The organism is Micrococcaceae bacterium Sec5.8 (assembly GCA_039636775.1).
Lineage (GTDB): Bacteria > Actinomycetota > Actinomycetes > Actinomycetales > Micrococcaceae > Arthrobacter.
Genome location: CP143429.1, coordinates 616,155 through 639,181 on the forward strand (window position 1 = coordinate 616,155; position 23,027 = coordinate 639,181).

At 67.4% G+C, this 23,027-nt stretch carries 20 protein-coding genes and 1 riboswitch; of the genes, 15 read left to right on the plus strand and 5 right to left on the minus strand.

The genetic code is table 11. The features are described 5' to 3' along the window. The 5 genes from VUN84_02940 to VUN84_02960 all read left to right on the plus strand — a co-directional run bounded on the left by VUN84_02940 (position 1) and on the right by VUN84_02960 (position 5,367). Positions 1-759, plus strand: a complete 759-nt coding sequence (locus VUN84_02940) for a flagellar biosynthetic protein FliR (protein XAS64647.1) — start codon at positions 1-3, stop codon at positions 757-759. After that, the gene (locus VUN84_02945) at positions 759-1,838 is read left to right on the plus strand and encodes an EscU/YscU/HrcU family type III secretion system export apparatus switch protein (protein ID XAS64648.1); all 1,080 of its coding nucleotides are present in this window, start codon (positions 759-761) and stop codon (positions 1,836-1,838) included. The genes VUN84_02940 and VUN84_02945 overlap by 1 nt, the downstream gene beginning before the upstream one ends. A 37-nt stretch (positions 1,839-1,875) precedes the next feature. After that, entirely contained in the window at positions 1,876-3,924 is a 2,049-nt protein-coding gene (locus tag VUN84_02950) for a flagellar biosynthesis protein FlhA (GenBank protein XAS64649.1), read from the plus strand. Beyond that, positions 3,902-5,020, plus strand: coding sequence for a hypothetical protein (locus VUN84_02955; protein ID XAS64650.1), 1,119 nt, complete (start codon positions 3,902-3,904; stop codon positions 5,018-5,020). Before VUN84_02950 ends, VUN84_02955 begins: the two co-directional genes overlap by 23 nt. Positions 5,021-5,094: 74 nt before the next feature. Continuing rightward, complete coding sequence (locus VUN84_02960) at positions 5,095-5,367, plus strand: carbon storage regulator (GenBank protein XAS64651.1); 273 nt, start codon at positions 5,095-5,097, stop codon at positions 5,365-5,367. A 33-nt stretch (positions 5,368-5,400) separates the two neighbouring features. Here the strand turns inward: VUN84_02960 and VUN84_02965 are convergent, their stop codons facing one another. Further along, positions 5,401-6,006: a flagellar protein FlgN gene (locus tag VUN84_02965; GenBank protein ID XAS64652.1), complete on the minus strand. Its 606-nt coding sequence runs from the start codon at positions 6,004-6,006 to the stop codon at positions 5,401-5,403. Positions 6,007-6,174: 168 nt separating this feature from the next. Between VUN84_02965 and VUN84_02970 the strand changes: the two genes are divergently transcribed. Further along, the gene (locus tag VUN84_02970) at positions 6,175-6,993 is read left to right on the plus strand and encodes a sigma-70 family RNA polymerase sigma factor (protein XAS64653.1); all 819 of its coding nucleotides are present in this window, start codon (positions 6,175-6,177) and stop codon (positions 6,991-6,993) included. Between the two features lie 177 nt (positions 6,994-7,170). Further along, a complete protein-coding gene (locus VUN84_02975; GenBank protein XAS64654.1) occupies positions 7,171-7,650 on the plus strand; it encodes a DNA starvation/stationary phase protection protein in 480 nt (159 codons plus the stop codon). A gap of 117 nt (positions 7,651-7,767) precedes the next feature. On the opposite strand, the gene VUN84_02980 is transcribed toward VUN84_02975, so the two are convergent. Then, the gene (locus tag VUN84_02980) at positions 7,768-9,378 is read right to left on the minus strand and encodes an MFS transporter (protein ID XAS64655.1); all 1,611 of its coding nucleotides are present in this window, start codon (positions 9,376-9,378) and stop codon (positions 7,768-7,770) included. 84 nt (positions 9,379-9,462) lie between these two features. Between VUN84_02980 and VUN84_02985 the strand changes: the two genes are divergently transcribed. From VUN84_02985 to VUN84_03010, 6 genes are all read left to right on the plus strand, one after another. Further along, entirely contained in the window at positions 9,463-10,002 is a 540-nt protein-coding gene (locus tag VUN84_02985) for a helix-turn-helix domain-containing protein (protein XAS64656.1), read from the plus strand. Between the two features lie 152 nt (positions 10,003-10,154). After that, positions 10,155-10,253, plus strand: a riboswitch (glycine riboswitch). 156 nt (positions 10,254-10,409) lie between these two features. Next, positions 10,410-13,283: an aminomethyl-transferring glycine dehydrogenase gene (gcvP, locus tag VUN84_02990; GenBank protein ID XAS64657.1), complete on the plus strand. Its 2,874-nt coding sequence runs from the start codon at positions 10,410-10,412 to the stop codon at positions 13,281-13,283. A 10-nt stretch (positions 13,284-13,293) separates the two neighbouring features. After that, positions 13,294-14,457 carry a glycine cleavage system aminomethyltransferase GcvT gene (gene gcvT, locus VUN84_02995; GenBank protein ID XAS64658.1) on the plus strand — a complete coding sequence of 388 codons (1,164 nt, stop codon included), beginning with the start codon at positions 13,294-13,296 and terminating at the stop codon, positions 14,455-14,457. A gap of 58 nt (positions 14,458-14,515) precedes the next feature. After that, positions 14,516-14,911 carry a glycine cleavage system protein GcvH gene (gcvH, locus tag VUN84_03000; GenBank protein ID XAS64659.1) on the plus strand — a complete coding sequence of 132 codons (396 nt, stop codon included), beginning with the start codon at positions 14,516-14,518 and terminating at the stop codon, positions 14,909-14,911. Beyond that, positions 14,908-16,230 carry a serine hydroxymethyltransferase gene (gene glyA / locus VUN84_03005; protein ID XAS64660.1) on the plus strand — a complete coding sequence of 441 codons (1,323 nt, stop codon included), beginning with the start codon at positions 14,908-14,910 and terminating at the stop codon, positions 16,228-16,230. The genes gcvH and glyA overlap by 4 nt, the downstream gene beginning before the upstream one ends. A 289-nt stretch (positions 16,231-16,519) precedes the next feature. Next, positions 16,520-17,932 carry an L-serine ammonia-lyase gene (locus VUN84_03010; protein XAS64661.1) on the plus strand — a complete coding sequence of 471 codons (1,413 nt, stop codon included), beginning with the start codon at positions 16,520-16,522 and terminating at the stop codon, positions 17,930-17,932. 1 nt (position 17,933) lies between these two features. Here the strand turns inward: VUN84_03010 and VUN84_03015 are convergent, their stop codons facing one another. Then, positions 17,934-18,488, minus strand: a complete 555-nt coding sequence (locus VUN84_03015) for a TspO/MBR family protein (protein ID XAS64662.1) — start codon at positions 18,486-18,488, stop codon at positions 17,934-17,936. Positions 18,489-18,602: 114 nt separating this feature from the next. Between VUN84_03015 and VUN84_03020 the strand changes: the two genes are divergently transcribed. Both VUN84_03020 and VUN84_03025 read left to right on the plus strand, forming a co-directional pair. Continuing rightward, positions 18,603-19,676, plus strand: coding sequence for a peptidoglycan bridge formation glycyltransferase FemA/FemB family protein (locus VUN84_03020; GenBank protein XAS64663.1), 1,074 nt, complete (start codon positions 18,603-18,605; stop codon positions 19,674-19,676). A 32-nt stretch (positions 19,677-19,708) separates the two neighbouring features. After that, positions 19,709-21,205, plus strand: a complete 1,497-nt coding sequence (locus VUN84_03025) for a threonine/serine exporter family protein (GenBank protein XAS64664.1) — start codon at positions 19,709-19,711, stop codon at positions 21,203-21,205. A 124-nt stretch (positions 21,206-21,329) separates the two neighbouring features. On the opposite strand, the gene VUN84_03030 is transcribed toward VUN84_03025, so the two are convergent. Beyond that, on the minus strand, positions 21,330-22,169 hold the full coding sequence (locus tag VUN84_03030; protein XAS64665.1) for a siderophore-interacting protein: 840 nt from the start codon (positions 22,167-22,169) through the stop codon (positions 21,330-21,332). A gap of 34 nt (positions 22,170-22,203) precedes the next feature. After that, positions 22,204-23,004 (minus strand): uracil-DNA glycosylase, encoded by an 801-nt coding sequence (locus VUN84_03035; GenBank protein ID XAS64666.1) that lies wholly within the window; start codon positions 23,002-23,004, stop codon positions 22,204-22,206. Positions 23,005-23,027 lie beyond the last annotated feature (23 nt).

A 23,027-nucleotide genomic window follows, 5' to 3' on the forward strand; every position in this document is an offset into this window, starting at 1 on the left:
GTGGGCATTCCGATCGACCCGACGTGGCTGGAAGCGCTCCTGCTGGCCACCGTCCGGATGACGGCGTTCCTGGTGGTGGCACCGCCCTTTGCGTACCAGGCATTCCCGGCCCGCGTGAAGGCCATGCTGGGGCTGGGGCTGGGCCTCGCGGTGTCCCAGCGGGTCTCCGCCGGGTACACCGCACGCGACACGGCCGGTTTCCTGACCGGAGTGGTGCTGGAGCTTGTCACCGGGCTGGCCCTTGGTTTCCTGGTGCTGGTGATCTTCTCCGCTGTTCAGTCCGCCGGCAGCCTGATCGATCTCTTCAGCGGTTTTCAGATGGCCCAGGCCTTCGACCCCCAAATGAACGTCAACGGCGCACAGTTCACCCGACTGCTGCAAATGGCCGCGCTGGCGCTTTTGTTCGCCTCCGACGGGTATCAACTGGTCATCACCGGACTCACCGGGAGCTTCGGTGCCCTGCCGCTCGCCGGGGGCATCGATCTCGCCCGGCCCGTCGAGGCGCTGACATCGGCGGTCACCGGCATGTTCCTCGCCGCCGTCCAGATCGCCGGGCCGCTGGTGGTGGTCCTGTTCCTCGCCGACGTCGGGCTGGGACTGCTGACCCGGGTGGCCCCGGCGCTGAACGCCTTTTCGCTGGGCTTCCCGCTCAAGATCCTGCTCACCCTCATGCTCGCCGGATTCATCTTCCTGGCGCTGCCAAGGATCGTCTCCAGCCTCGCCGGCCAGGCGGCCAAGACGGTACTGGGGGTGGGCTGATGTCGGATTCACAGGAAAAAACCGAGCAAGCCACCGACAAACGCATGAAAGAGGTCCGCTCCAAGGGCCAGCTTTCCCGCTCCCAGGACCTCACGGCGTGGGTTGGCGTCGGTGCTGCCGCCATCATGCTCCCGGCCACGGTGGAACGCGCTGCCAACGCCGCAACGGACCAGCTCTTCAGCATCCGCGGCATCGTTGCAGCCCCGGACCCGGGCAAGGCCGTGAAGGCCCTCGAGGACGGACTCTCCGCCATCGCCGGCATCATCGGGCCCCTGCTGATTGTTGTCTTTGTGGTGGTCCTCGCCGGCGCCGCACTCCAGGGCGGCGTGCACATCAAAAAGTTCAAGCTGGACTTCGAGCACTTCAAGCTCCTCGACGGTCTGAAACGCCTCTTCGGCATGCAGGCCGTGTGGGGCGGCGTCAAGGCCCTGCTGAAAGCCAGCGTCGTGGGGCTGGTTCTCTACAGTGTGGTCCAGGGGCTGGTACCGGTGCTGCTGACGGCCGGTGGAATGCCCGTCGCGGGTGTGGTGCAGGCCGCGGGCGGCGGCATCGCCGCCCTGGTCCAGTTCGCCGTGGCGGCCGGCATCGTGCTGGCGGTGGCGGACTTCTTCGTGGTGATGCGCCGCAACCGAAAAAAGACCCGGATGTCCAAAAAAGAAGTCCAGGACGAAAACAAGAGCAGCGAAGGTGACCCGCTGATCCGCTCCCAGCGGCGCGCCCGGCAGATGGCAATGAGCCGGAACCGGATGATCGCGGCAATCGGGGACGCCGACGTCGTGCTGGTCAACCCCACGCACTTCGCGGTGGCCCTCAAGTACGACCCCGGAAAGTCAGCGCCCCGCGTGGTGGCCAAGGGCTCCGGCCATATCGCGGCCAGGATCAGGGAAGAAGCGGAAACGAAGAACGTTCCAATGGTCCAGGACATTCCGCTGACCCGGGCCCTGCACAGCGCTTGTGAGCTGGGCCAGGAGATCCCGGTGGACTTCTACCGCGCCGTGGCCGGCGTCCTTGCGTTCGTGATGTCGCTGAAGGCGCGGGGGGCCGCCAGCGGCATGCACCGGATGGCAGCCGCCACGTGAGAACAGCTCGATCGTCCGTCTGTGAAAGGACTGCACCATGAAGAACAAGCTCGCCCCGCTGACCGTGCCGATCGGCATCGTCGGTATTGTGCTGCTGCTGGTTGTTCCGGTGCCGGCGCCGCTGCTGGACGTCCTCATCGTCTGCAATATCCTGCTCGCGCTGCTGGTGCTGCTGACCAGCATGTTCGTGAAGAAGCCGCTGGACTTTTCAGTTTTCCCCTCACTCCTGCTCGTGGCCACGCTGTTCCGGCTGGGCCTGAACGTCGCCTCCACCCGCCTGGTGCTGGGGGAGGGGTACGCCGGGCAGGTCATCGAAGCCTTCGGCAAGGTGACCGTGGGCGGATCCATGATCATCGGCGCCGTCGTGTTCCTGATCCTTCTGGTCATCCAGTTCGTGGTGGTCACCAAAGGCGCTGAGCGGGTGGCCGAGGTGGGCGCCCGCTTCACCCTCGACGCGATGCCCGGCAAGCAGATGGCCATTGACGCTGACCTCAATGCCGGCCTGATCACCGATACCCAGGCCCGCGAACGCCGCGCCGAAGTCTCGGCGGAGGCAGACTTTTACGGCGCCATGGACGGCGCCTCGAAGTTCGTCAAGGGCGACGCGATCGCCGGGCTCATCATCATCATCATCAACTTCATCGGCGGCATCGCCATCGGCATGCTGCAGCGCGGACTGGAGATCGGCGACGCGGTAGGCACCTACGGCATCCTCACCATGGGCGACGGCCTCGTCACCCAGATTCCGGCGCTGCTGATGGCCGTGTCCACCGGCATGATCGTGACCCGTTCAAACGCCGAATCGGACATGGGGCGCACGGCGTCCAACCAGCTGATGCAGTCGCCGAACGCCCTGCTCATCGCCGGCGTCGCCGCCGTGGCGATGGCACTGATCCCCGGCATGCCGCCGTTGCCGTTCCTTCTGGTCGGGGCGGGGCTGATTCTGGCCTCCCGCCGCGCGTCCGCCGGCCTGCGGCAGGCGGAGCAGGTCCGCGAGGCCGAGGCCAGCGCCCTGAACTTCCCGGAAGTGGACCCCAACGAGAAGCTTCTCGAGGACATGCGCGTCCACCCGGTGGAGATCCTCCTGGCCCCGGACCTCGTGGACATGGTCTCCGGCGCCTCGGATGACCTGCTGGCCCGGGTGCGGTCCCTGCGGCACAAAATCGCCATGGAGCTGGGCCTTGTGATCCCCCCGGTCCGCACGCGGGACAGTGTGGACTTGCCGCCGTCGAGCTACTCCATCCGGATCGCCGGCGTAGAGGCAGGCGGGGGCACCGCCCCCAGTGGCCAGATGCTCGCGTTGGGCGACAGCCTCGACTCGCTACCCGGCGTCGCAATGATTGAGCCCGTGTTTGGCCTGGCCGGGAAGTGGATTCCGGCGGAAATGCGCCACAACGCCGAGATGACCGGCGCCACCGTCATTGACCGCGTCTCGGTCCTGGTCACCCACCTGTCCTCGATTGTCACGGCTAACGCCGCCCGGCTCCTGTCCCGGGAGGACGTCCGGGTCCTGACCGAGGGGGTCCGGAAACAAAGCCCGTCCGCCGTTGACGAACTGACCCCGGCCCTGCTCTCCCTCGCCGAACTGCAACGGGTCCTCCAGGGGCTCCTGGACGAGCAGGTACCCATCAATGACCTGGCCCGGATCTATGAGGCACTGACCCTCCGCGCCAAAATATCCACGGACCCGGAGACACTGGTGGAATCCGCACGCCAGGCCCTCGGTCCGGCGCTGACGGCCAGGTTCATGGAAGGCCCCGTCCTGAATGTGATCATGATCGACCCGCTCCTGGAACAGTCCATGCTGGAGGACATGCGCCCCGCCGAGGGCGGCAGCCAGATTGTGATGGGCCAGGACCGGCTCGACGCCGTACTCCGGTCAGTGCGGTCCGCCGTCGACTCCGCGGCGGCCGCCAACCGCCCGGCCGTGCTGGTCTGCGCCCCGGCGCTGCGCCCCGCCATCCACCGGCTGGTGGGGGCGCACCCGGGTTCGGTACCGGTGCTCTCGTACCGTGAAGTCACTTCAGCGAACGTCCGGATCGAAACAGTAGGAGTCGTGCGCCATGCAGAACCGCTTTCGGCTTAAGGGCGCCTCGCTTGAGGAGATCCGCCGCAAGGCGGAGCAGCAGCACGGCCCCGCCGCCCGCATCGTGTCCGCGGAACGCGTCATCAGCCCCGGCATCGCCGGTCTCTTCGCCGGCGACCGCTACGAGGCGGTGGTCGAGGTGGGACCGGAGCCGGTGACCGGCGAGGTGGCGCCCGATCCGGACGTCCTGGCCAGGGCCGCCCGTCCGACTCCTGGTCCGGCCAGCGCCGCCCGCGCTGCGGTGCCCGCCAACACTGCGGCTGCTGCGGTGCCCGCGGGTTCGGTGCCCGCCGCTGCGGTGCCTGCCCACAATTTGCAGGGCGCCGCGATCGCTGCCCTGCTTGACGAAGCCGACGCGGCCGAATTGAGCCTGCACCGGCCCGGCAACCCCGGACTTTCGACGGAATCCCCGGATTTCGCCGAACTGCTTGAACAGCTCGGCGCCGGGCTCCGCGGCCCGGCCGCCGTCGCTCCGGCCGAAACCATCGCTCCGGCCCGGCGCGGGCAGGCCGGGGAACGCGCCGCCGGGGCCCGGCGCGTGGCGCCGGACCACCAGGCGCCGGACGCCCGGCAGACGGCGGCGCCGGCCCCCGCCGTCGTACGCATGCCGGCGCCGGCACCGCTCAGCGGAACCGGGGACCTGGTGCTGCTCGTGGGACTTGGCGACGACGCGCTGGACACTGCCCTGGCCATGTCCACCGCAGCCGGCGGCGCCGACGTGCGCACGGCGGGGAAGCTGTCCGCTTACGGTCACCTGCACGTGGAAGGCCGGCAGGGCGCGACGGCGGCCCGCGCCCACGCAGTCGTCACGGAACGGACCGCTCTGGTGGCCTTCGGCTTGGGTAAGGCCCGCGACGCCCTCGCCCGGCTCCAACCGATCGGCGCTTTGTCCGCAGACCAGGTCTGGGTGGTGGTCGACGCCGGGCGGAAGCCGGAGGACACCGCGCGCTGGGTGGGCGTGCTCGCCGCGCAACTGGACATCGCTGCGGTGGCAGTGGTCGGGGCCACCGAGACCGCATCGCCGGAAACGGTTAATGCGCTGGGGCTGCCGGTGGGCTGGATCGACTCGGCTCCGGCACACCCGGCCAGGACCTGAGATGGCCGGCACTTACCGCGCAACTGCCGCCGGATTCGTCGGCCGCCCTGCACCGCGAAGGGTAGATTGAGAGAATGCTGGTACTAACACGCAAGCCGGGCGAACAGATCATGATCGGCGACGGGATCGTCATCACGGTTCTGGAAGGCCGTGGTGACGGTGTTCGGATAGGCATCGAGGCGCCCCGTGGGGTGCCGATCCAACGCCGCGAAGTCATCGAAGCCATTGCCGCCGCGAACCTGGCGGCAGCGCAAGCCGGTGCGGAGGCCGGCCCGGGGGCCGAGGATGCGCTGCGCGGGCTGGTCCCGCCGGCGCCCGCCACCAAGCCCACCGCCGGCACGGACTGACAACCGGGCGGGGCCATTCCCGCCTGCGGGCGATCAGTCGACGGTGCCGTCGAGGTAGCGGGCCAGCGCCGGCTGGGCCGTCCGGCCGATCACGGCGAGGGCGTACTCTATGGTGCCGGCCATCGTCAGCTGATCGAGCACCTGGGTTGTGTCAGCGGGCTGCCTGGCGCCGTCCTCGGCCCGGCCGCCGGACGTGGCGGCCGCGTGCCGTACCCCCAGGCCCCGCAGGGTGTCTTCGTTGGTGCGGGCAGCGGCGCTGAGCTTATCGAGCGAGATGCGCAGAGTATCCAAGTGATCCCGCAGGATTTCAGGCCAGGTCCCGGCGGGAGCCCCGCCGATGAGTTCAAGCAGCGTCGCGTGGTCCGGCAAGCCCCATTCGGCCGCGATTGCCGCCGACTCCACGCTCCGGGCGAGCGCTTCAAAGCGAAGGCGTTCCAGGACACCCTCCACTTCGGCGGCCGTAAAGCTCAGCCACTGAAGGTTTCCTGCCTCGAGATGGAGCCGCTGGGTTTCCAGCCTGAACAACAGCAGTTCCAACTGGCGGCGCTCCTGCCACAAAGCTGCCGAAAGATCACCTGCACCCATGGGCCCCATTCCCGTTGCTGCCCCGGCCGAAGGCGTTACCGCAATTTCAGCCAAGCTTTGTCCTGAGATTACACGCAGAAAGTGCCTCGGGTGATAAGTTTCGTTTTGGGTGCTGCGCCCGGGTTTTGAACACCGACTTCCTGGGGGAGGCACGGGGCCCGTTCAGGGTATGGCTCATCGTTTTCAAGGCTTCCGGATCCTGTCTCATGGGGGGACAAACTATTGAATCGCGTGGAACGCAACGAGATGGTCACACAGCATCTTCCGCTGGTGGGCTACCTCGTTTCAGATTTGTGCTCGAAAGCGTCACATCTTTCCCGTGATGACTTGGCGTCTGCCGGCGCCATCGCCCTGATTACGTCAGCGGACTCCTTCGACCCGGACCTCGGTGTGCCCTTTGGGGCTTTCGCCCGGCGGCGGATTCTGGGGGCCTTCGCCGACGAGATGCGCGCCAGCGACTGGGCCACGCGCTCGGCGCGGCGCCGCATCAAAGAAACAATGTCGGTCCAGGAGACCCTTGCCGCGGCCCTCGGACGCACCCCCAGCGTTGATGAGATTGCCTCGGCCCTGGGCGTCCAGCAGAGCGTTGTGGAGGCAGCCCTCGCCGACGCGTCGCGCACCCTGACTCCGCTGGACGAAGCCGTGGTGGACACCTTGGCCGCCGAGACCCTGACCCCGGAACTCTCCGTTCTTGCGGACGAACGGCTCCAGTACCTCCGCGCGGCGGTCAAATCCCTGCCTGAACGGATGCGCTTCGTCGTCGAGGAGATCTACTTTGGCGACAGGACCGTCAAGGACCTTGCCGCCGAACTCGGCTCAACCCACGCAGCGGTGTCCCAACAGCGCGCCGAGGCGATCCGGCTGATGCGGGACGGGCTGACCGCCCACTACGCAGACGATCCCGGACAGGGCTTCAAGCCCCAGTCCCGGATAACGCCGAAACGCCGCAACGACTACCTCTCCCAGCTGGCGGAAGCCACAGCCGGGGGCATCACGAAAGCCATCTTCCCGCAAGGTCCCCTGCTCAACAAGGCTGTGTGAGCGCCTCCAGGGGAACCGCCCCGGCAGGTACTAAGCGGACTTAGTAAGCTGATCGAGAAATTCCCCGGGACCGTCGCCCGGCGTCGACGGCCTGCGGTAGCGTCGAGGCATCGGATTTGGCGATACCGGGCGCGGCAGCAATGTGCGCGGCCGGCCCGGACTTACTCAGGAGGACGCATGAAAGCAACACCTACCCTCACAAAAAACCTGCAGGCCGTGCTCGTGGACCTGATCGAACTGCACCTCCAGGGCAAGCAGGCGCACTGGAACATCGTTGGAACGAACTTCCGCGACCTGCACCTTCAGCTGGATGAGATCATCGAAGCCGCCCGGGCCTTCGCGGACGACCTTGCCGAGCGCATGCGCGCCCTCCACGCCCTCCCGGACGGCCGCAGCTCCACCGTTTCCAAGTCGACCTCGCTGGCCGAGTTCCCGAACGGCTTGATCAACACCAAGGACGCCATCGAGCGGATCGTTGCGGCCCTCGAAGCTGCCGTCGGCACCATGCGCGAAGTCCACGACGCGGTGGACGAAGAAGATCCCACCACCGCTGACCTGTTGCACGCCTTCATTGCCAAGCTGGAGCAGTACGCCTGGATGGTCAACGCCGAGACGATGCGGGCCACCGCCGACGTCACGACGGCGAAGGGCAAGTAGCCTTTCGGCTGCGCCCTACGGGATATGCACAGCGCCCGGCACCGGTTTTCCCGGCGCCGGGCGCTCTGCAGTTAAGCAGCATCCAGCCTGCGTAGACTTCCGGCTCCGGCGCCCGGGCTAGTTCGCGGTCGGCACTTTCCGCAGGACGACGCCAGCGAGCACCGACGCGCCGGCCATGAGCACCAGGGCGATGGTGGCCGTGATGTGCACGCCGGAATCGAAAGCGGTCCGCGCGGCTGTCATCACAGCCTCCGCCAGGGGCCCCGGCAGCGCCTGGGCCAGTTCCACGGCACCGGCCAGGGTCTCACCGGCCTGGGTGGTCACGGCAGCGGGGGCTGCTTCGGCGGCGCCGGCGGGGAGCCGAAGATTCCCCTGGTAGGAGGCTGTCAGGATCGAACCCAGGATGGCGGTGCCCAGGAGGGACCCGACTTCGTAGCCGGTCTCGGAGATCGCGGCGGCTGCGCCGGACTTCTCGGCCGGCGCAGCCCCGAGGATGAGGTCGTTGGAGATGGTTTCGGCGGCACCGACGCCCAGGCACAGCACCAGCAGGGCAGCCAGCAACAGCGCCGGGCCGTGGCCATGATCGCCGAACGCCACCAGGAAATAGCCGGCGGCGCTCAGCAGCAACCCGCCCGCCACTACGAACCCGGGGCGGACCTTCTTCACCAGAGGCACCACCAGCAGTCCAGCCAGTACGGTGGCGATGAGGGCGGGGACCATGGCGACACCGGACTCCGACGGCGACTGCCCCTCGATCAGTTGCAGGTGCTGGGCGAGGAAAAGAATGAAGCCGTTGAAGGAGAACAGCGCCAGGACGTTCGCAATGATGGCGGTGCTGAAGACCCGGTTGCCGAAGAGGCTGAGGTCCAGCAAGGGGGCCGTGCGGTTCCGGGCACCCGACGCCGCCAGGAGGTGCCGCTGGCGCCGGACGAAAACGTACCCCATGAGCAGGCCGAAGGCGATGGCCCCCAATGGTTCCGCCGCAGGACCATGCGTGGCCAGGACTTTGATGCCGTAGACCACCGGGACCATCACCAGCAGGGACAGAAGGATGCTCGGCAGATCCACCCGGCCCGGGTTGGGGTCGCGGGATTCCGGGATGAGGGCCGGGCCGAGCGCCAGCAGGGGCAGGATGATCGGCACGGCCACCAGGAGAACCGCGCCCCACCAGAAGTGTTCCACCAGCCAGCCGCCGAAGATCGGGCCCAGAGCCGCGCCACCGGAGAATCCGGCTGCCCAGATGGCCACTGCCAGCCGGCGCCGGTTGGGCTCGGGAAAGATGTTGCGGATCAGGGACAAGGTGGAGGGCATCAGCATGGCCCCGAAGAACCCCAGCCCGGCGCGGCCAGCAATCAGCCACTCGGCGCTGGGGGCAAACGCTGTGACCGCCGAGACGGCAGCGAATCCGGTGCTGCCGATGAAAAGCAGCCGGCGGCGCCCGATCCTGTCGCCCAAGCTGCCCATCGCCACCAGGAGTCCCGCGAGGACCAGGGGATAGGCGTCCACAATCCAGAGCAGTTCCACGCCGGAGGCGTCGAGGCTGCGCGCGATTGCCGGCAGCGCGAAGGTCAATGCGGTGTTATCGACGGCCACGAGCAGCACCGGGAACATCAACAGGGCCAGCGCCAGCCAGTCGCGCCAGGGCGCCCGCGTCGGCCGGGTCACCGTTGATCCGGCGTCCGGGCCGGGGGTGCCGGGGTGGCTGGTGGTGGCGGCAGTGTTGCTCATGACAATAACTATACCGTCTGGACGGTATAGTTAGGAAATGCAGTGTTTACCGGTCGGCGCCCGCAGCGGGGCAAGATAGGAGCCATGGCCAGAAAACCCGTCGCCCGCGAAGCCGTCCTCGACGCGTTCGAATCCCTGTTGATTGAAGAGGGCGAACGCGCGGCGACGCTCGACGCCGTGGCCCGGCTCGCAGGCGTATCCAAGGGCGGGCTGCTCTACCACTTCCCCACCAAGGACGCGATGATCTCGGTCCTGCTGGAACGGCTGGACCGGCTGCTCGCCGAGGACCTGGCAGCCATGGCCGCCGCACCGGAAGGCGCCGCGGCGTTCTTTATCAAGTCCTCTGTCTGGGCAGACACGCCGCTGGATCGCGTTTTCGTCGCCGCGACCCGGCTCGCTGAAGTCGCCCACCAGGAGACCCTGCGCCGCATGGCCGCCGTCCAGGCGGCCTGGCTGGAGCTGCTGGCAACCGATGTCGGCCCCGCCATGGCCAAGCCGGTCCTGTATATGGGGGACGGGCTCTACTTCAACGCCATGCTGGCCCGCGCGCCGGGCGGCTCACTCCCGGAGGTGGGCCCCGACGTCGAGGGCCTTCTCGCCGCACTCGACCGGCTCCGCGGTTAAGTCCGCGGGACGTGACGCTTCCGGACCCGCGCCCCGGGCGGAGGGTCCCTGTGTGTCATGCGAGAACAGGTTCCCGTCGCTGGTTTGCGGACGCAGCCCCGGCATAGGACAATGGAAGCTGTGACTGCGGTCACCAGCAACTAAATAGCCTTTGATCTGCGGCGGGAGAGTCCTGCAAGTAGGTACAAGCAGGCGCCGTAGGAGCAAACCCTCCCCAGGAATCTCTCAGGCCCATGTACCGCCGCGGCAAGGCAACTCTGGAAAGCAGCAGGCACCCCAGCCGGGGTGCGGTGCTCACCGACGGTGCAAGCGGAGCCTCGCGAAAGCGGCTGCGCGGAAACTCTCAGGTCCAATACAGAGTGGGGAGGAACCCGAATCAATGTGGCGTACCCTGCGCCGCCTTAGTTATGGAGTTCCTTGTGACTGTTACCCCAGCCTCCACGTCCTTCGTTGACCGGCACATCGGCGCCCGCCGCCAGGCCGACGTCGACGCCATGCTGAAGGCTGTCGGTTACGACACCGTCGACGCGCTCGTGGACACCGCCGTCCCGAAGGTCATTCGCCAGGACTCCCCGCTGAAGCTCACCGAAGCCCTCAGCGAAGTCGAAGTCCTGGCCGAACTGCGCAAACTGGCATCGAAGAACACGACGGCCGTGCAGATGATCGGCCAGGGCTACTACGACACCCTTACCCCGCCGGTGATCCGCCGCAACATCCTTGAGGCCCCTGCCTGGTACACCGCGTACACCCCCTACCAGCCCGAAATCTCCCAGGGCCGGCTCGAAGCACTGCTGAACTTCCAGACCATGGTCCAGGACCTTGTCGGCCTCCCCATCGCCAACGCCTCGCTGCTGGACGAAGCCACCGCTGTCGCCGAGGCCGTGCTGATGATGCGCCGCGCCAACAAGAACAAGTCCGCCCACGACGGCAAGACCGTCCTGGACGCCGACTGCCTCCCGCAGACCATCGCCATCGTTCGCGGCCGCGCCGAGGCGCTCGGCTTCGAGGTGGAAGTGGCTGACCTGTCCAAGGGCCTGCCGGAGGGCGTCATCAACGGCGTTGTCCTGCAGCAGCCCGGCGTCTCCGGCCGTGTGTTCGACCACTCTGCCGTGATCGCCGATGCCAAGGAACGCGGCGCGCTTGTCACCGTCGCCGCGGACCTGCTCTCCTTGACCCTGATCACGCCCCCGGGCGAACAGGGCGCGGACATCGCCGTCGGCTCCACCCAGCGCTTCGGCGTGCCGCTGTTCTTCGGCGGGCCGCACGCCGCGTACATGGCGGTGCAGAAGGGCCTGGAACGCTCCATGCCCGGCCGCCTCGTGGGTGTGTCCAAGGACAACACCGGCGTTCCCGCCTACCGCCTGGCGCTGCAGACCCGCGAGCAGCACATCCGCCGCGAGAAGGCCACGTCCAACATCTGCACCGCGCAGGCGCTGCTGGCCATCGTCTCCTCCTTCTACGCCGTCTACCACGGCCCGGAGGGCCTGAAAGCGATTGCCGCAACCGTCCATAACCACGCCCGGACCATCGCCGCCTCCCTGCAGGCAGCCGGCCTGGACGTGCAACATTCCTCCTTCTTCGACACCGTCACCGTCTCCGCCCCCGGCAAAGCCGCGGGCATCATCGCCGCCGCCGAGGCCAAGGGCATCAACCTGCGCGCCATCGACGCTGACACGGTGGGCATCTCCACCGATGAAGCCACGACGGCGGCCATCGTCGCCGACGTCGTCGCGGCCTTCGGTGCCAGTGTTGCCGACTCCGGCGCAGACGCCGGCACAGCCTTCGGCCTGGACACCGCCGTCGAACGCACCTCCGACTACCTCCAACACCCGGTCTTCAACACCCACCGCTCGGAAACGCAGCTGCTGCGCTACATCCGCCGCCTCTCGGACCGTGACCTGGCGCTGGACCGCACCATGATCCCGCTGGGTTCCTGCACCATGAAGCTGAACGCGACGGCCGAAATGGAAGCCATCTCCTGGCCGGAGTTCGCCTCCATCCACCCCTTCGCACCCGAATCCCAGACTGCAGGCTGGCGCGAACTGATCGAGGACCTTGAAGCCCAGCTCACCGAAATCACCGGCTACGACCAGGTCTCCCTCCAGCCCAATGCCGGCTCCCAGGGCGAACTGGCCGGATTGCTCGCCATCCGTGGCTACCACCGTTCCCGCGGCGACGCCCAGCGCAACATCTGCCTCATCCCGGCCTCCGCGCACGGCACCAACGCGGCGTCGGCCGTGCTGGCCGGCATGAAAGTCGTGGTCGTCGCGACCGCCTCCGACGGCACGATCGACCACGCCGACCTGACCGCCAAGATCGAGCTGCACCGGGACGCGCTCTCCGCGATCATGATCACCTACCCCTCCACCCACGGCGTGTTCGACGCCGACGTCCGCGAGGTCTGCGACGCGATCCACGCAGCCGGCGGCCAGGTCTACATCGACGGCGCCAACCTCAACGCCCTCGTCGGCCTCGCCCAGCCGGGCCAGTTCGGCGGCGACGTCTCGCACCTGAACCTGCACAAGACCTTCTGCATTCCGCACGGCGGCGGCGGACCCGGCGTCGGCCCGGTCGCGGCCAGGGCGCACCTGGCCCCGTTCATGCCCGGCAACGCCGCAGACCCGGCCAACGGCGCCGACGGCACCCCGATCTCCGCCTCCCGGTACGGCTCGGCCGGTGTGCTGCCGATCTCCTGGGCGTACGTGAAGCTCATGGGCGGCCAGGGCCTGACCGAGGCCACCAGGTCAGCGCTGCTCGCGGCCAACTACGTCGCGGCCCGGCTCAACGATTTCTTCCCGGTGCTCTACACCGGCGACGGCGGCCTGGTGGCCCACGAGTGCATCCTGGACCTGCGCGAACTCACCGCCAAGACCGGAGTGACAGCTGAGGACGTCGCCAAGCGCCTGATCGATTACGGTTTCCATGCGCCCACCCTGGCGTTCCCGGTGGCCGGCACCCTGATGGTGGAGCCCACCGAGTCCGAGGACCTCGGTGAGATCGACCGGTTCATCACGGCGATGATCGCCATCCGTGCCGAGATCGACCAGGTGGCCTCCGGTGACTTCACTGTGGAACAGAGCCCGCTGCGCAACGCCCCGCACACCGCAGCCGCTGTCATCAGCACCGACTGGGCCCGCGAGTACCCGCGTGAGCAGGCTGTCTTCCCGGTCCACACGCTCAAACAGGACAAGTATTTCCCGCCGGTCGGCCGGATCGACGGCGCTGCCGGGGACCGGAACCTGATCTGCTCCTGCCCACCCCTGTCCGAGTTTGAAAACTAAGGATCACGACATGACTGAGAACTACACGGCCCTGTACGAAGAGCACAAAAAGCTCGGTGCGTCCTTCACGGACTTCGGCGGCTGGCAGATGCCGCTCAAGTACAGCTCCGAACTCGCCGAACACCACGCCGTCCGCAAATCCGCGGGCCTGTTCGATCTCTCCCACATGGGCGAAGTCTGGGTCACCGGGCCGGATGCCGCAGCGTTCCTGGACTACGCCCTCGTCGGCAGGATCTCCGCCATGGCGGTGGGCAAGGCCAAGTACTCGCTGATCTGCAACGAGGACGGCGGCATCATCGATGACCTCATCACCTACCGCCGGCCGGCGGCGGCCGACGGCACCGATGCGTTTCTCGTGGTTCCCAACGCCGGCAACGCCAAGGCCGTGGCCGCGGCCCTGGCTGATCGTGCCCGTTCCGGCCAGGACGGCGGGTTCGACGTCACCGTCCGTGACGCCTCGGCCGAGATCTCGCTGATCGCGGTCCAGGGCCCCACAGCCGAGGCCATCCTGCTCCGCCTGGTTCCGGCCGCGCAGCACGAGCTGGTGACCGGTCTGAAGTACTACGCCGCCGTCGAGGTCCCGTTCATGGTCGGCGGCGCCGGCCAGGAGCTGCTCCTGGCCCGCACCGGCTACACCGGTGAGGACGGCTTCGAAATCTTCGTGTCCAACGACGACGCCGCCGCCCTCTGGCAGGCGCTCATCGCCATCGCCGAGGACGGTGAGCTGACCCCTGCCGGTCTGGCCTCCCGCGACTCACTCCGGCTCGAGGCCGGCATGCCGCTCTACGGCAACGAACTCTCGCTCGAGGGGGACCCGTTCGCCGCCGGACTGGGTCCCGTCGTCGCGCTGTCCAAGGACGGCGACTTCGTCGGCAAAACGGCGCTCGCCGCGAAGAAAGAAGCAGGGGCAGGGACAACCAGCGGCCGCAAGCTTGTCGGGCTCAAGGGTCTCGGCCGGCGCGCCGGCCGCGGCCACTACCCGGTCCTGAAGGACGGCAGCGTGGTTGGCGAAGTTACCTCCGGCCAGCCGAGCCCGACCCTCGGCTACCCGGTGGCGATGGCCTACGTCGCCGTCGAGCTCGCCGAACCGGGCACCGCCCTGGACATCGACCTGCGCGGCAAGACAGAGCCCTTCGAAGTCGTAGCATTGCCCTTTTACAAGCGCCAAAAGTAGTTCCGCCCCGGCCACAATGGTTGTGGTCCACGACGTTCAACTCAAAAAGGAAAAACACATGGCAAAAGTTGCACCTGAACTGCAGTACTCCGAGGAACACGAGTGGGTTGCCCGGGACTCCGGTGACACCGGATCGAACATCGTGTCGATCGGCATCTCCGCCGTCGCCACGGACGCCCTGGGCGACATCGTCTACGTTGACCTGCCGGAAGTTGGCTCCGTGGTAGCCGCGGGGGAGACGTGCGGCGAGGTCGAGTCGACCAAGTCGGTGTCCGACTTGTACGCCCCCGTCACCGGCGAGGTCACTGAAACCAACCCCGCCGTCGTCGAGGACCCCGCCCTGATCAACTCCGATCCTTACGGTGCCGGCTGGCTCTTCAAGGTGGCCGCGGTTTCCGAGGGCCCGTTGCTCTCGGCCGAGGAATACGCGTCCAAGAACGGTGGCGAGCTGTGAGCGCGGCCGCTGGAACGGTCCCCTTCGAGCAGATAGTCTCCCCGTCCCTGGACGCGGAACTCGCAGCGTTGGATCCGGAGATTGCCGCGAAAATTGATGCCGAGCTGGCCCGCCAGCGCGACGGCCTGGAGATGATCGCCTCGGAGAACCACACCGCGAAGGCCGTGATGCAGGCCCAGGGCTCGGTGCTGACCAACAAGTACGCCGAGGGCTACCCGGGCAAGCGTTACTACGGCGGCTGCGAACACGTCGACGTGATCGAACAGCTCGCGATCGACCGGGTTAAGGCACTGTTCGGCGCCGAGTACGCCAACGTCCAGCCGCACTCCGGCGCGCAGGCCAACGCCTCCGTCATGCATGCGCTGATCCGGCCCGGGGACACCATCATGGGCCTGAACCTGGCGCACGGCGGTCACCTCACCCACGGCATGAAGATCAACTTCTCCGGCCGGCTGTACAACGTGATCCCGTACCAGGTCCGGGAAGATGACCACCGGATTGACATGGCCGAGGTCGAACGGCTGGCGCAGGAACACAAACCGAAGCTGATCGTCGCCGGCTGGTCCGCGTACGCCCGGCAGCTGGACTTCGCTGAATTCCGCCGCATCGCCGACTCCGTGGGTGCCTTCCTCATGGTGGACATGGCCCACTTCGCCGGGCTGGTGGCCGCAGGGCTGCACCCGTCACCGGTGCCGCACGCGCACGTCACCACCTCCACGACGCACAAGACCCTCGCCGGTCCGCGCGGCGGCATCATCCTCTCCAACGATGCCGACATCGCCAAGAAGATCAACTCGGCCGTGTTCCCGGGACAGCAGGGCGGCCCGCTGGAGCACGTGATCGCCGGCAAGGCGGTGGCGTTCAAAATCGCCGCGTCACCGGAGTTCAAGGAACGCCAGGAACGCGTGCTGGCCGGGGCCCGGATCCTCGCCGAGCGCCTCATGCAGCCGGACGTCACCGCCAAGGGAATCAACGTGATCTCCGGCGGCACTGACGTGCACCTGGTTCTCGTGGACCTGCGCACCTGCGTGCTGAACGGTCAGGAAGCCGAGGACCGCCTCGCGGAAATCGACATCACCGTCAACCGCAACGCCGTGCCGTTCGACCCCCGCCCGCCGATGGTCACCTCGGGGCTGCGGATCGGAACCCCGGCTTTGGCCACCCGCGGGTTCGGCGAGGCCGCCTTCGCCGAAGTCGCGGACATCATCGCTGAGGCGTTGATCGCCGACGCCGGCGCGGACCTCTCCGCACTGCGCGGCAGAGTCGAGGCTCTCGCCGCCGCCCACCCGCTCTACCCCTCGGTAGCCAACCTCGGCTGACTGCCTCCGGAGCCGGACCCCCTTTCGGGTTGGCTCCGGGCCCGGCGGACCGGACTTTTCATGCGTGCTACTCCCCACCGGCACCCTAGCCTCGCAAGCTCGGCCAGGGAACCCTGCCGGCGTGGGCGCTCGCCACCGGCACCCTAGCCTCGCAAGCTCGGCCGGGGAACCCTGCCGGCGTGGCCCCTCGCGTAGACGCAACGCTCTCGAAACGTCCGGCTCCGCCGGCCCCCCGTGCACACGTCCGGACTCATCCGTCCGGACAGCATTCATTTAGTTAGGAACCACCATGGCAGTCGGCGTGTTTGATCTCTTCTCTATCGGTATCGGGCCTTCGAGTTCGCATACTGTGGGGCCGATGCGGGCTGCCGCCGTGTTTGCGGGCGAGCTCAAGGATTCCGGTGTCTTGGAACGCGTCGCCGGGTTGCGCGTGGACCTTTACGGGTCCCTTGCCGCGACCGGGCACGGCCATGGCACCATGACCGCCATCCTGCTCGGCCTGGAGGGGTTTCATCCGGAACTGATCCTGCCCGACGAAGTTGAGGAACGCCTCGCGGCCATCGACGCGACGGGCACCCTCCGGCTGGCAGGATCGACGCCGTTGCCCTACGCGGTGAAGGACATGGTCCTGCGCCCGCTGACCATCCTGCCGCGACACACCAACGGCATGACCTTCACTGTCTCCGGCGCCGACGGCCAGGTCCTGCACAGCGCGACGTTCTTCTCCGTCGGCGGCGGCTTCATTGTCCGCGAGGGTGAGGAGGACGCCGCGCTCAAAGAACTCGACGAATCCAAAAAGGAACTGCCCCTGCCGTTCCGCACCGCCGCGGAACTGCTGGGCCACTGCCAGTCCGAGGGTTTCTCAATCGGCGAGATCATGTTCATTAATGAGCGCGCCGCCCGGACCGAAGAAGAGATCCGTGCGGGGCTCCTGCACATTTATTCGGTGATGGAAGGCTGCGTCGAGGTCAGCCTCAAGCGCGAGGGCCTGCTGCCGGGCGGGCTCAAAGTCCGCCGCCGGGCCCCTGACTGGCACGAACGCCTCCTGAAGGAAAACCCCGGCGAGGACCCGGGTTACCGGGACCCGAAGTACTGGCAGGAGTGGGTTAACCTGATCGCCCTGGCCGTGAACGAGGAAAACGCCTCGGGCGGACGTGTTGTCACCGCCCCGACCAACGGCGCCGCCGGCATCATCCCCGCCGTGCTGTATTACGCCCTGCATTTCGCCCCCGGCATGGACAAAGCCAGCCAGGCCGACCGCGACGACGTGGTGGTCAAGTTCCTGCTCACTGCCGGGGCCATCGGGGTGCTCTACAAGGAGCAGGCCTCGATCTCCGGAGCCGAGGTGGGCTGCCAGGGCGAGGTGGGCTCGGCGTCGTCGATGGCCGCCGCCGGCCTGGCCGAAGTTCTGGGCGGAACACCCCAGCAGGTGGAAAACGCCGCCGAAATCGCGATGGAGCACAACCTCGGCCTGACCTGCGACCCGATCGGCGGGCTCGTTCAGATTCCCTGCATCGAACGAAACGCCATCGCCGCGGCCAAGGCGATTAACGCCGCCAAGATGGCCCTGTGGGGCGACGGCACGCACCGGGTCTCCCTCGACGAGGTCATCGTCACGATGCGCGAAACCGGCAAGGACATGAGCTCCAAATACAAGGAGACCGCCATGGGCGGGCTCGCTGTTAACGTCGTGGAGTGCTGAGTCAGTTGTTCAAGGCCGCCCACAGGTTCAGTGACGAAGCGAAAACCACCCACGCCAGGTAGGGAAGCAGCAACAGCCCGGCCGTCCGGCTGATCGGCCCGAAATGCAGCACGGTCACCGTTATGGCCACCGCCAGGGCGGCGATGACGCCGAAAGCGAGCCAGAGAGCCGGGGTGCCGAGCACGGGATACAGGCCGAAGAAAGCAGGCGTCCACAGCAGATTCAGCGCGAGCTGGACGCCATAGACGGTCAGGGCGGCTCGTGCCGTTTTCTTCCCGCTCCGCCACACCAGCCAGCCGGCCGTTGCCATCGCAATGTAGAGAACCGTCCAGACCGGGCCGAACAACCAGTTCGGCGGCGACCACGGAGCCTTGTTTGCGGTGGCATACCAGCCGTTGACGTTGTCAGCGGTGGCAAGCCCGCCGAGTCCCGCCACCAAGGCGGAAGCCGCGAGGAAGAGAAGGAGTCCCAGCAGCTGGGCGCCCCCTGCGCGCTTGCGGGGCTCCCGGTCGTGGCTCGCGGGTCCGGTGGCCAGTGGTTGCTGATCGGAGGGCATACTTCCAGCGTAGCGGTCCGTTCCGGCCCGGAGCGAGGGGCCGGGCGGATAGACTTAACGCTGCATGTCCGCATGCCGCCGACGCTCGTACCGCAATGATTGGATGCCGCACCCTTGCGCGAATTCACTGCCCGCTTTGCCTCTGCCGAAGAGATCGCCAACTGGGACGCCCACGTCACTGCGAATCCCAATGGCGGCAATCTCCTGCAGTCGGAGGCTTTTGCCGAGGTCAAGCAGCACTTCGGCTGGAAGCCCCGGCACCTCGTATACGAAACCGCCGATTACACGAGCTACAACCTCGTTCTGGAAAAGTCCATTCCGCTGCTCGGCAAACTCTGGTACCTGATCAAGGGTCCTGACGTGGCGTCCGTCGAGGACATCCCCGGCATCGCCGCCGCCAACGCCGAGTTCGTCAAGCGTGCCCGGCTGGGCGTCTTCGCCGTCAAGATCGAGCCCGACATCGTGCTCACCGACACGGCCCGGCGGGTGCTCGAGGCTGCCGGCCTGGTTAAGACCCACAACCTGCAGCCCAACGACTCGACGGCCCTGCTGGACATTTCCCCGGATGAGAACCAACTGCTGCGCAACCTGCATTCGCGCGGCCGCAACGCCGTCCGGCGCGCGATCCGCGAAAGCGTGGAGGTCCACAACGCGGCACCCACCGAAGAGAATTTCCGGGCCATGTATGCGCTGATGACCAACACTGTGGAGGCCAAGTCGCAGGTGCGGGTCCGCGAATACGGGTACTACCGGCAGTTCTGGACCAACTTCATCAACCGCGGCCAGGGACGGCTGCTGTTCGTCTATGAGAACGGCGAGCCCTCAGTGGGCGCCTTCGTCATCAACTACGGCCGCAAGGGCACCTACAAAGACGGCGGCTCACTGCAAAAGCGCAACCAGTACGGCGACTCGCACCTGGTGCAGTGGACGGCCATCGGCCAGTTCAAGGACCTCGGCTGCACGGAATACGATTTCTGCGGCACGCCCCCCAGCGACCAGCTGAAGGACACGTCCAACCCGTTCCACGGCCTGGGCCTGTTCAAAACCAGTTTCAGCAAGACCGTGACGGACTTTGTGGGCTGCTATGACCAAGTGCTCAGCCCGCTGAAGTACAAGGCGTGGATGGCCGCGGGAGAGCGCGTAGCCCGCCAGCTCTACACCCGCCGCACGGGCCGGCAGTTCTACTAAACCGGCTGCCAGGACAAGCGAGGACGCCGGAAATGACCAAGGAAACCGACGGCCGCCAAAGGCCGCGCACAGACGGACTGCCCAAGACGGCGCCGATGTCTCCCACCCAGGTGCGCCAGGACGCCGCCGCGAAGCGGATGCTGCGCCGGCTGGTGCAGGGGGAGAACCCGCCCACCGCGCCGATGAGCATCGTGGACCGCCTCGCCGGCAGCCCGTATGCCAACCCGATGATTCAGGTGGGCGGAGTGGACACCTCCGCCCGAAAGACCATCGACTTTGCGCTGCATCTGGCGGAGTCGATGTTCCGGTATGGCGCCGGCGCCCTCGAAGTGGAAACGAGCATCATCGCCATTACCGCGGCGCTCGGCCTGAAGAACATCGAAGTGGACATCACCAACCAGTCGGTAGCCATCAACTACGCGCCCAAGGACCAGACACCGATCACGCTGTTGCGGGTGGTCCGGTCCTGGACCAACAACTACGCCGGTCTGTCACAAGTCCACCAGCTGGTGACGGAAATAGTAACCGGCGGGGTAGGCCGGGACGAGGCCGTGCGCCGGTTGGAGGAGATCACCCACCGCGCCAAGCCGTTCCCGCGCTGGATGGTCACGGTGGCGTTCGGGGTGTTCTCCGCCGCGTTCGTTGGAGTGCTCGGCGGAGGACCGGGCGCCTCCGCGGTGGCTTTCCTGTCCAACCTGCTCGTAAGCCTCCTGGCCCGGCAGCTGAGCCGCTGGCGTACCCCGGACTTCTTCATCACGGCATCCTGCTCGTTCCTGGTGACCTTCATCGCCCTGCTGCTGGGACGCTTCGGCGGTCCGGTAGGAATTCAGATCGCCCCCGAGATCGTGGTGGTGGGCGGGATCCTGCTGCTCCTGCCGACCGGCCGGCTCGTGTCCGCTGTGCAGGATGCTATCAACGGCTTCCCCGTCACCGCCGCCGGCCGCTTCCTCTCCACCATGCTCACGTTTGGTGCGCTGGTCGCCGGCATCGCCGTGGGGTTCGTGGTGGGAGACACGGTGGGAATGGAGGCCATCGACGTCAGTAAAACATTCCCCCCGGCGTATGAGTTCTGGGTGGTGGTGGTCCTGATCGCCATCGCGGTGCTGATGATCGGCATTACCGAACAAACCGGCTGGACCCTGCTGCTGCCGACAGCGGCCATTGGAGTGATCGGCTACCTGGTGATGATTTGGGGAGAAGCGTTCGGCATCGGGCCGCGCTTCTCACCTGCGCTGGCAGCGGTTGTCATCGGGCTCCTGGCCCGGGTGGTGGCGCTGCGGATGGGGGCCCCGCAACTCGTGGTGGCCGTTCCGGCCGCCCTGATTCTGCTGCCCGGCCTCACTATATTCCGGTCCATGTACGTATTGACCGTCGAGGAGTCGGACAATCTGCTGGGCGTCGGCGGCATGATCAACGCCGGGGCCATCGTGCTGGGCGTCGCCGCGGGCATTGTCCTCGGGGATACACTCGCCCGGCCGGCGACCAGCGGCCTCGCCAGCAACGAACGGCGCCGGGCGCGGCGCCGGTAAGTCTGCCCTGCACCCTGCGCCGCCGGGTTTCCCCACCTGTGCCGGGCCCCCACGTCGTGGCGGGCCGCCGGGCCGGTGAGCCCCGGCGTCGTGATGGTGAAGGTGGGAAGACTCCGCGGGGTTGCTAGATCACACCGATGGGGAGCTTCTTCTCGGCCTGGAAATCATCCTCCACCCGTCCCTTTGCCCAATACCCGGACAAGGAGACCTGTGAGCGCTCCAGCCCGCGCCGGGTGAACAGAACCTCCCGCAGCTTCTTCATGTAGCCGCGCTCCCCGTGCGCAAAAACCTGTACCCGGCCCTCCAGCCAGACTGCCTCGCGCACAGCGTTGACCAGGAGTTCGCTGGCGCCGGCGGGCACACCGCCGCGCAGGAGCCAGTGCAGGCCCACGCCGGCCGGCGCGGCGATAGCCTGCATGTCGGCCTGGCTGTCCACTTCGAGGAAGGCGAGGCCCCGGGCGGCCGATGGCAATGATTCGATCGCGGCGCTGATCGCCGGCAGGGCGGATTCATCGCCCGCAAACAAGTGCCAGTCCGCGGCCGGGTCCGGGTTGTAGCCGCCGCCGGGGCCCGTAAAAATGAGGTCATCGCCGGGCTGCGCGGTTGCGGCCCAGGGGCCGGCAAGGCCGTCATCGCCATGGATCACGAAGTCGATGGCAAGTTCGCCGGCTGCCTCGTTGACCCAGCGGACCGTGTATGTGCGGGTATACGGCCACTGGTCGCGCGGCATGGTCTCCCGGATCTGCCAAAGGTCCAGTGGTTCCGGATAGCTGATTCCCGGCTGGGGGAAGACGATCTTGACGTAGCGGTCCACGAAGCCGTTATTCATGTAGCCGGCAAAGCCCGGGCCGCCGGCAATGATCCGGACCATGTGGGGTGAGAGCTGGTCGCGGCGCAGTACGGTGAGGTTGGTCTGCGGGCGCACCTTCCGGGTGGCCGAGGTGGCAGCGGGGACTGAAGTCATGGCCTAAGCCTAGCCAACGCGGCAGCGCGTGGCCCTACGACGAAGGGGGCCCGGGCAGCGGCGGCAGCTGCCAATCCACGGTGCCGCCGCCTTGTTCCTGGAGCAGTTTGTTGGCTTCGCTGAACGGCCGGGAACCGAAAAACCCCCGCGAGGCTGAGAGCGGGCTCGGATGGGCGCTCGCGATCACCGGCGCGGTTCCCAGCAGCGGCCGGACACTCTCCGCGTCCTTTCCCCACAAAATGGCCACCAGGGGTGCGGCGGAACCGTCGGTGGTGACCCGGTTTGCGACGGCGCTGATCGCCGTCGCGGTGATGACCTCCCAGCCTTTGTTCCGGTGCGAACCGGCGTTGCCCGCCCGGACGCTGAGGACCCTGTTAAGCAGCAGCACACCCTGGTCCGTCCAGGCACTGAGGTCCCCATGCCTGCGTGCCGGCAGTCCCAGGTCGGCGTCGAGCTCCTTGAAGATATTGGTGAGGCTGCGCGGGATGGGCCGGGTGGCGCCGTCCACGGCGAAGGACAGGCCGACGGCGTGGCCGGGGGTGGGATACGGGTCCTGGCCGACAATGAGTACCCGGATGCCCGCCAACGGCTGGCGGAAAGCCCGCAGCACCTTCGACGCTGCAGGGAGGACCTCGTGACCCCCGGTGGTTTCCCGGGCCAGAAACGCCAGCACGTCGCGCAACTGGCCCTCGACCGGAGCCAGCGCGGCGGCCCAGTCGGCGGCAACAAGTTCCTCCAGCGGCTGGCGTGCCAGGCTGGCGAAGCCGGCCGCCGCGCCCGGCGCGGGCTCCAGCTCAAAAAGGGCGGCGGGGTCAGCGGGATCGGTGATAGGCACAGGCCCATTCTCGCAGGACGCGC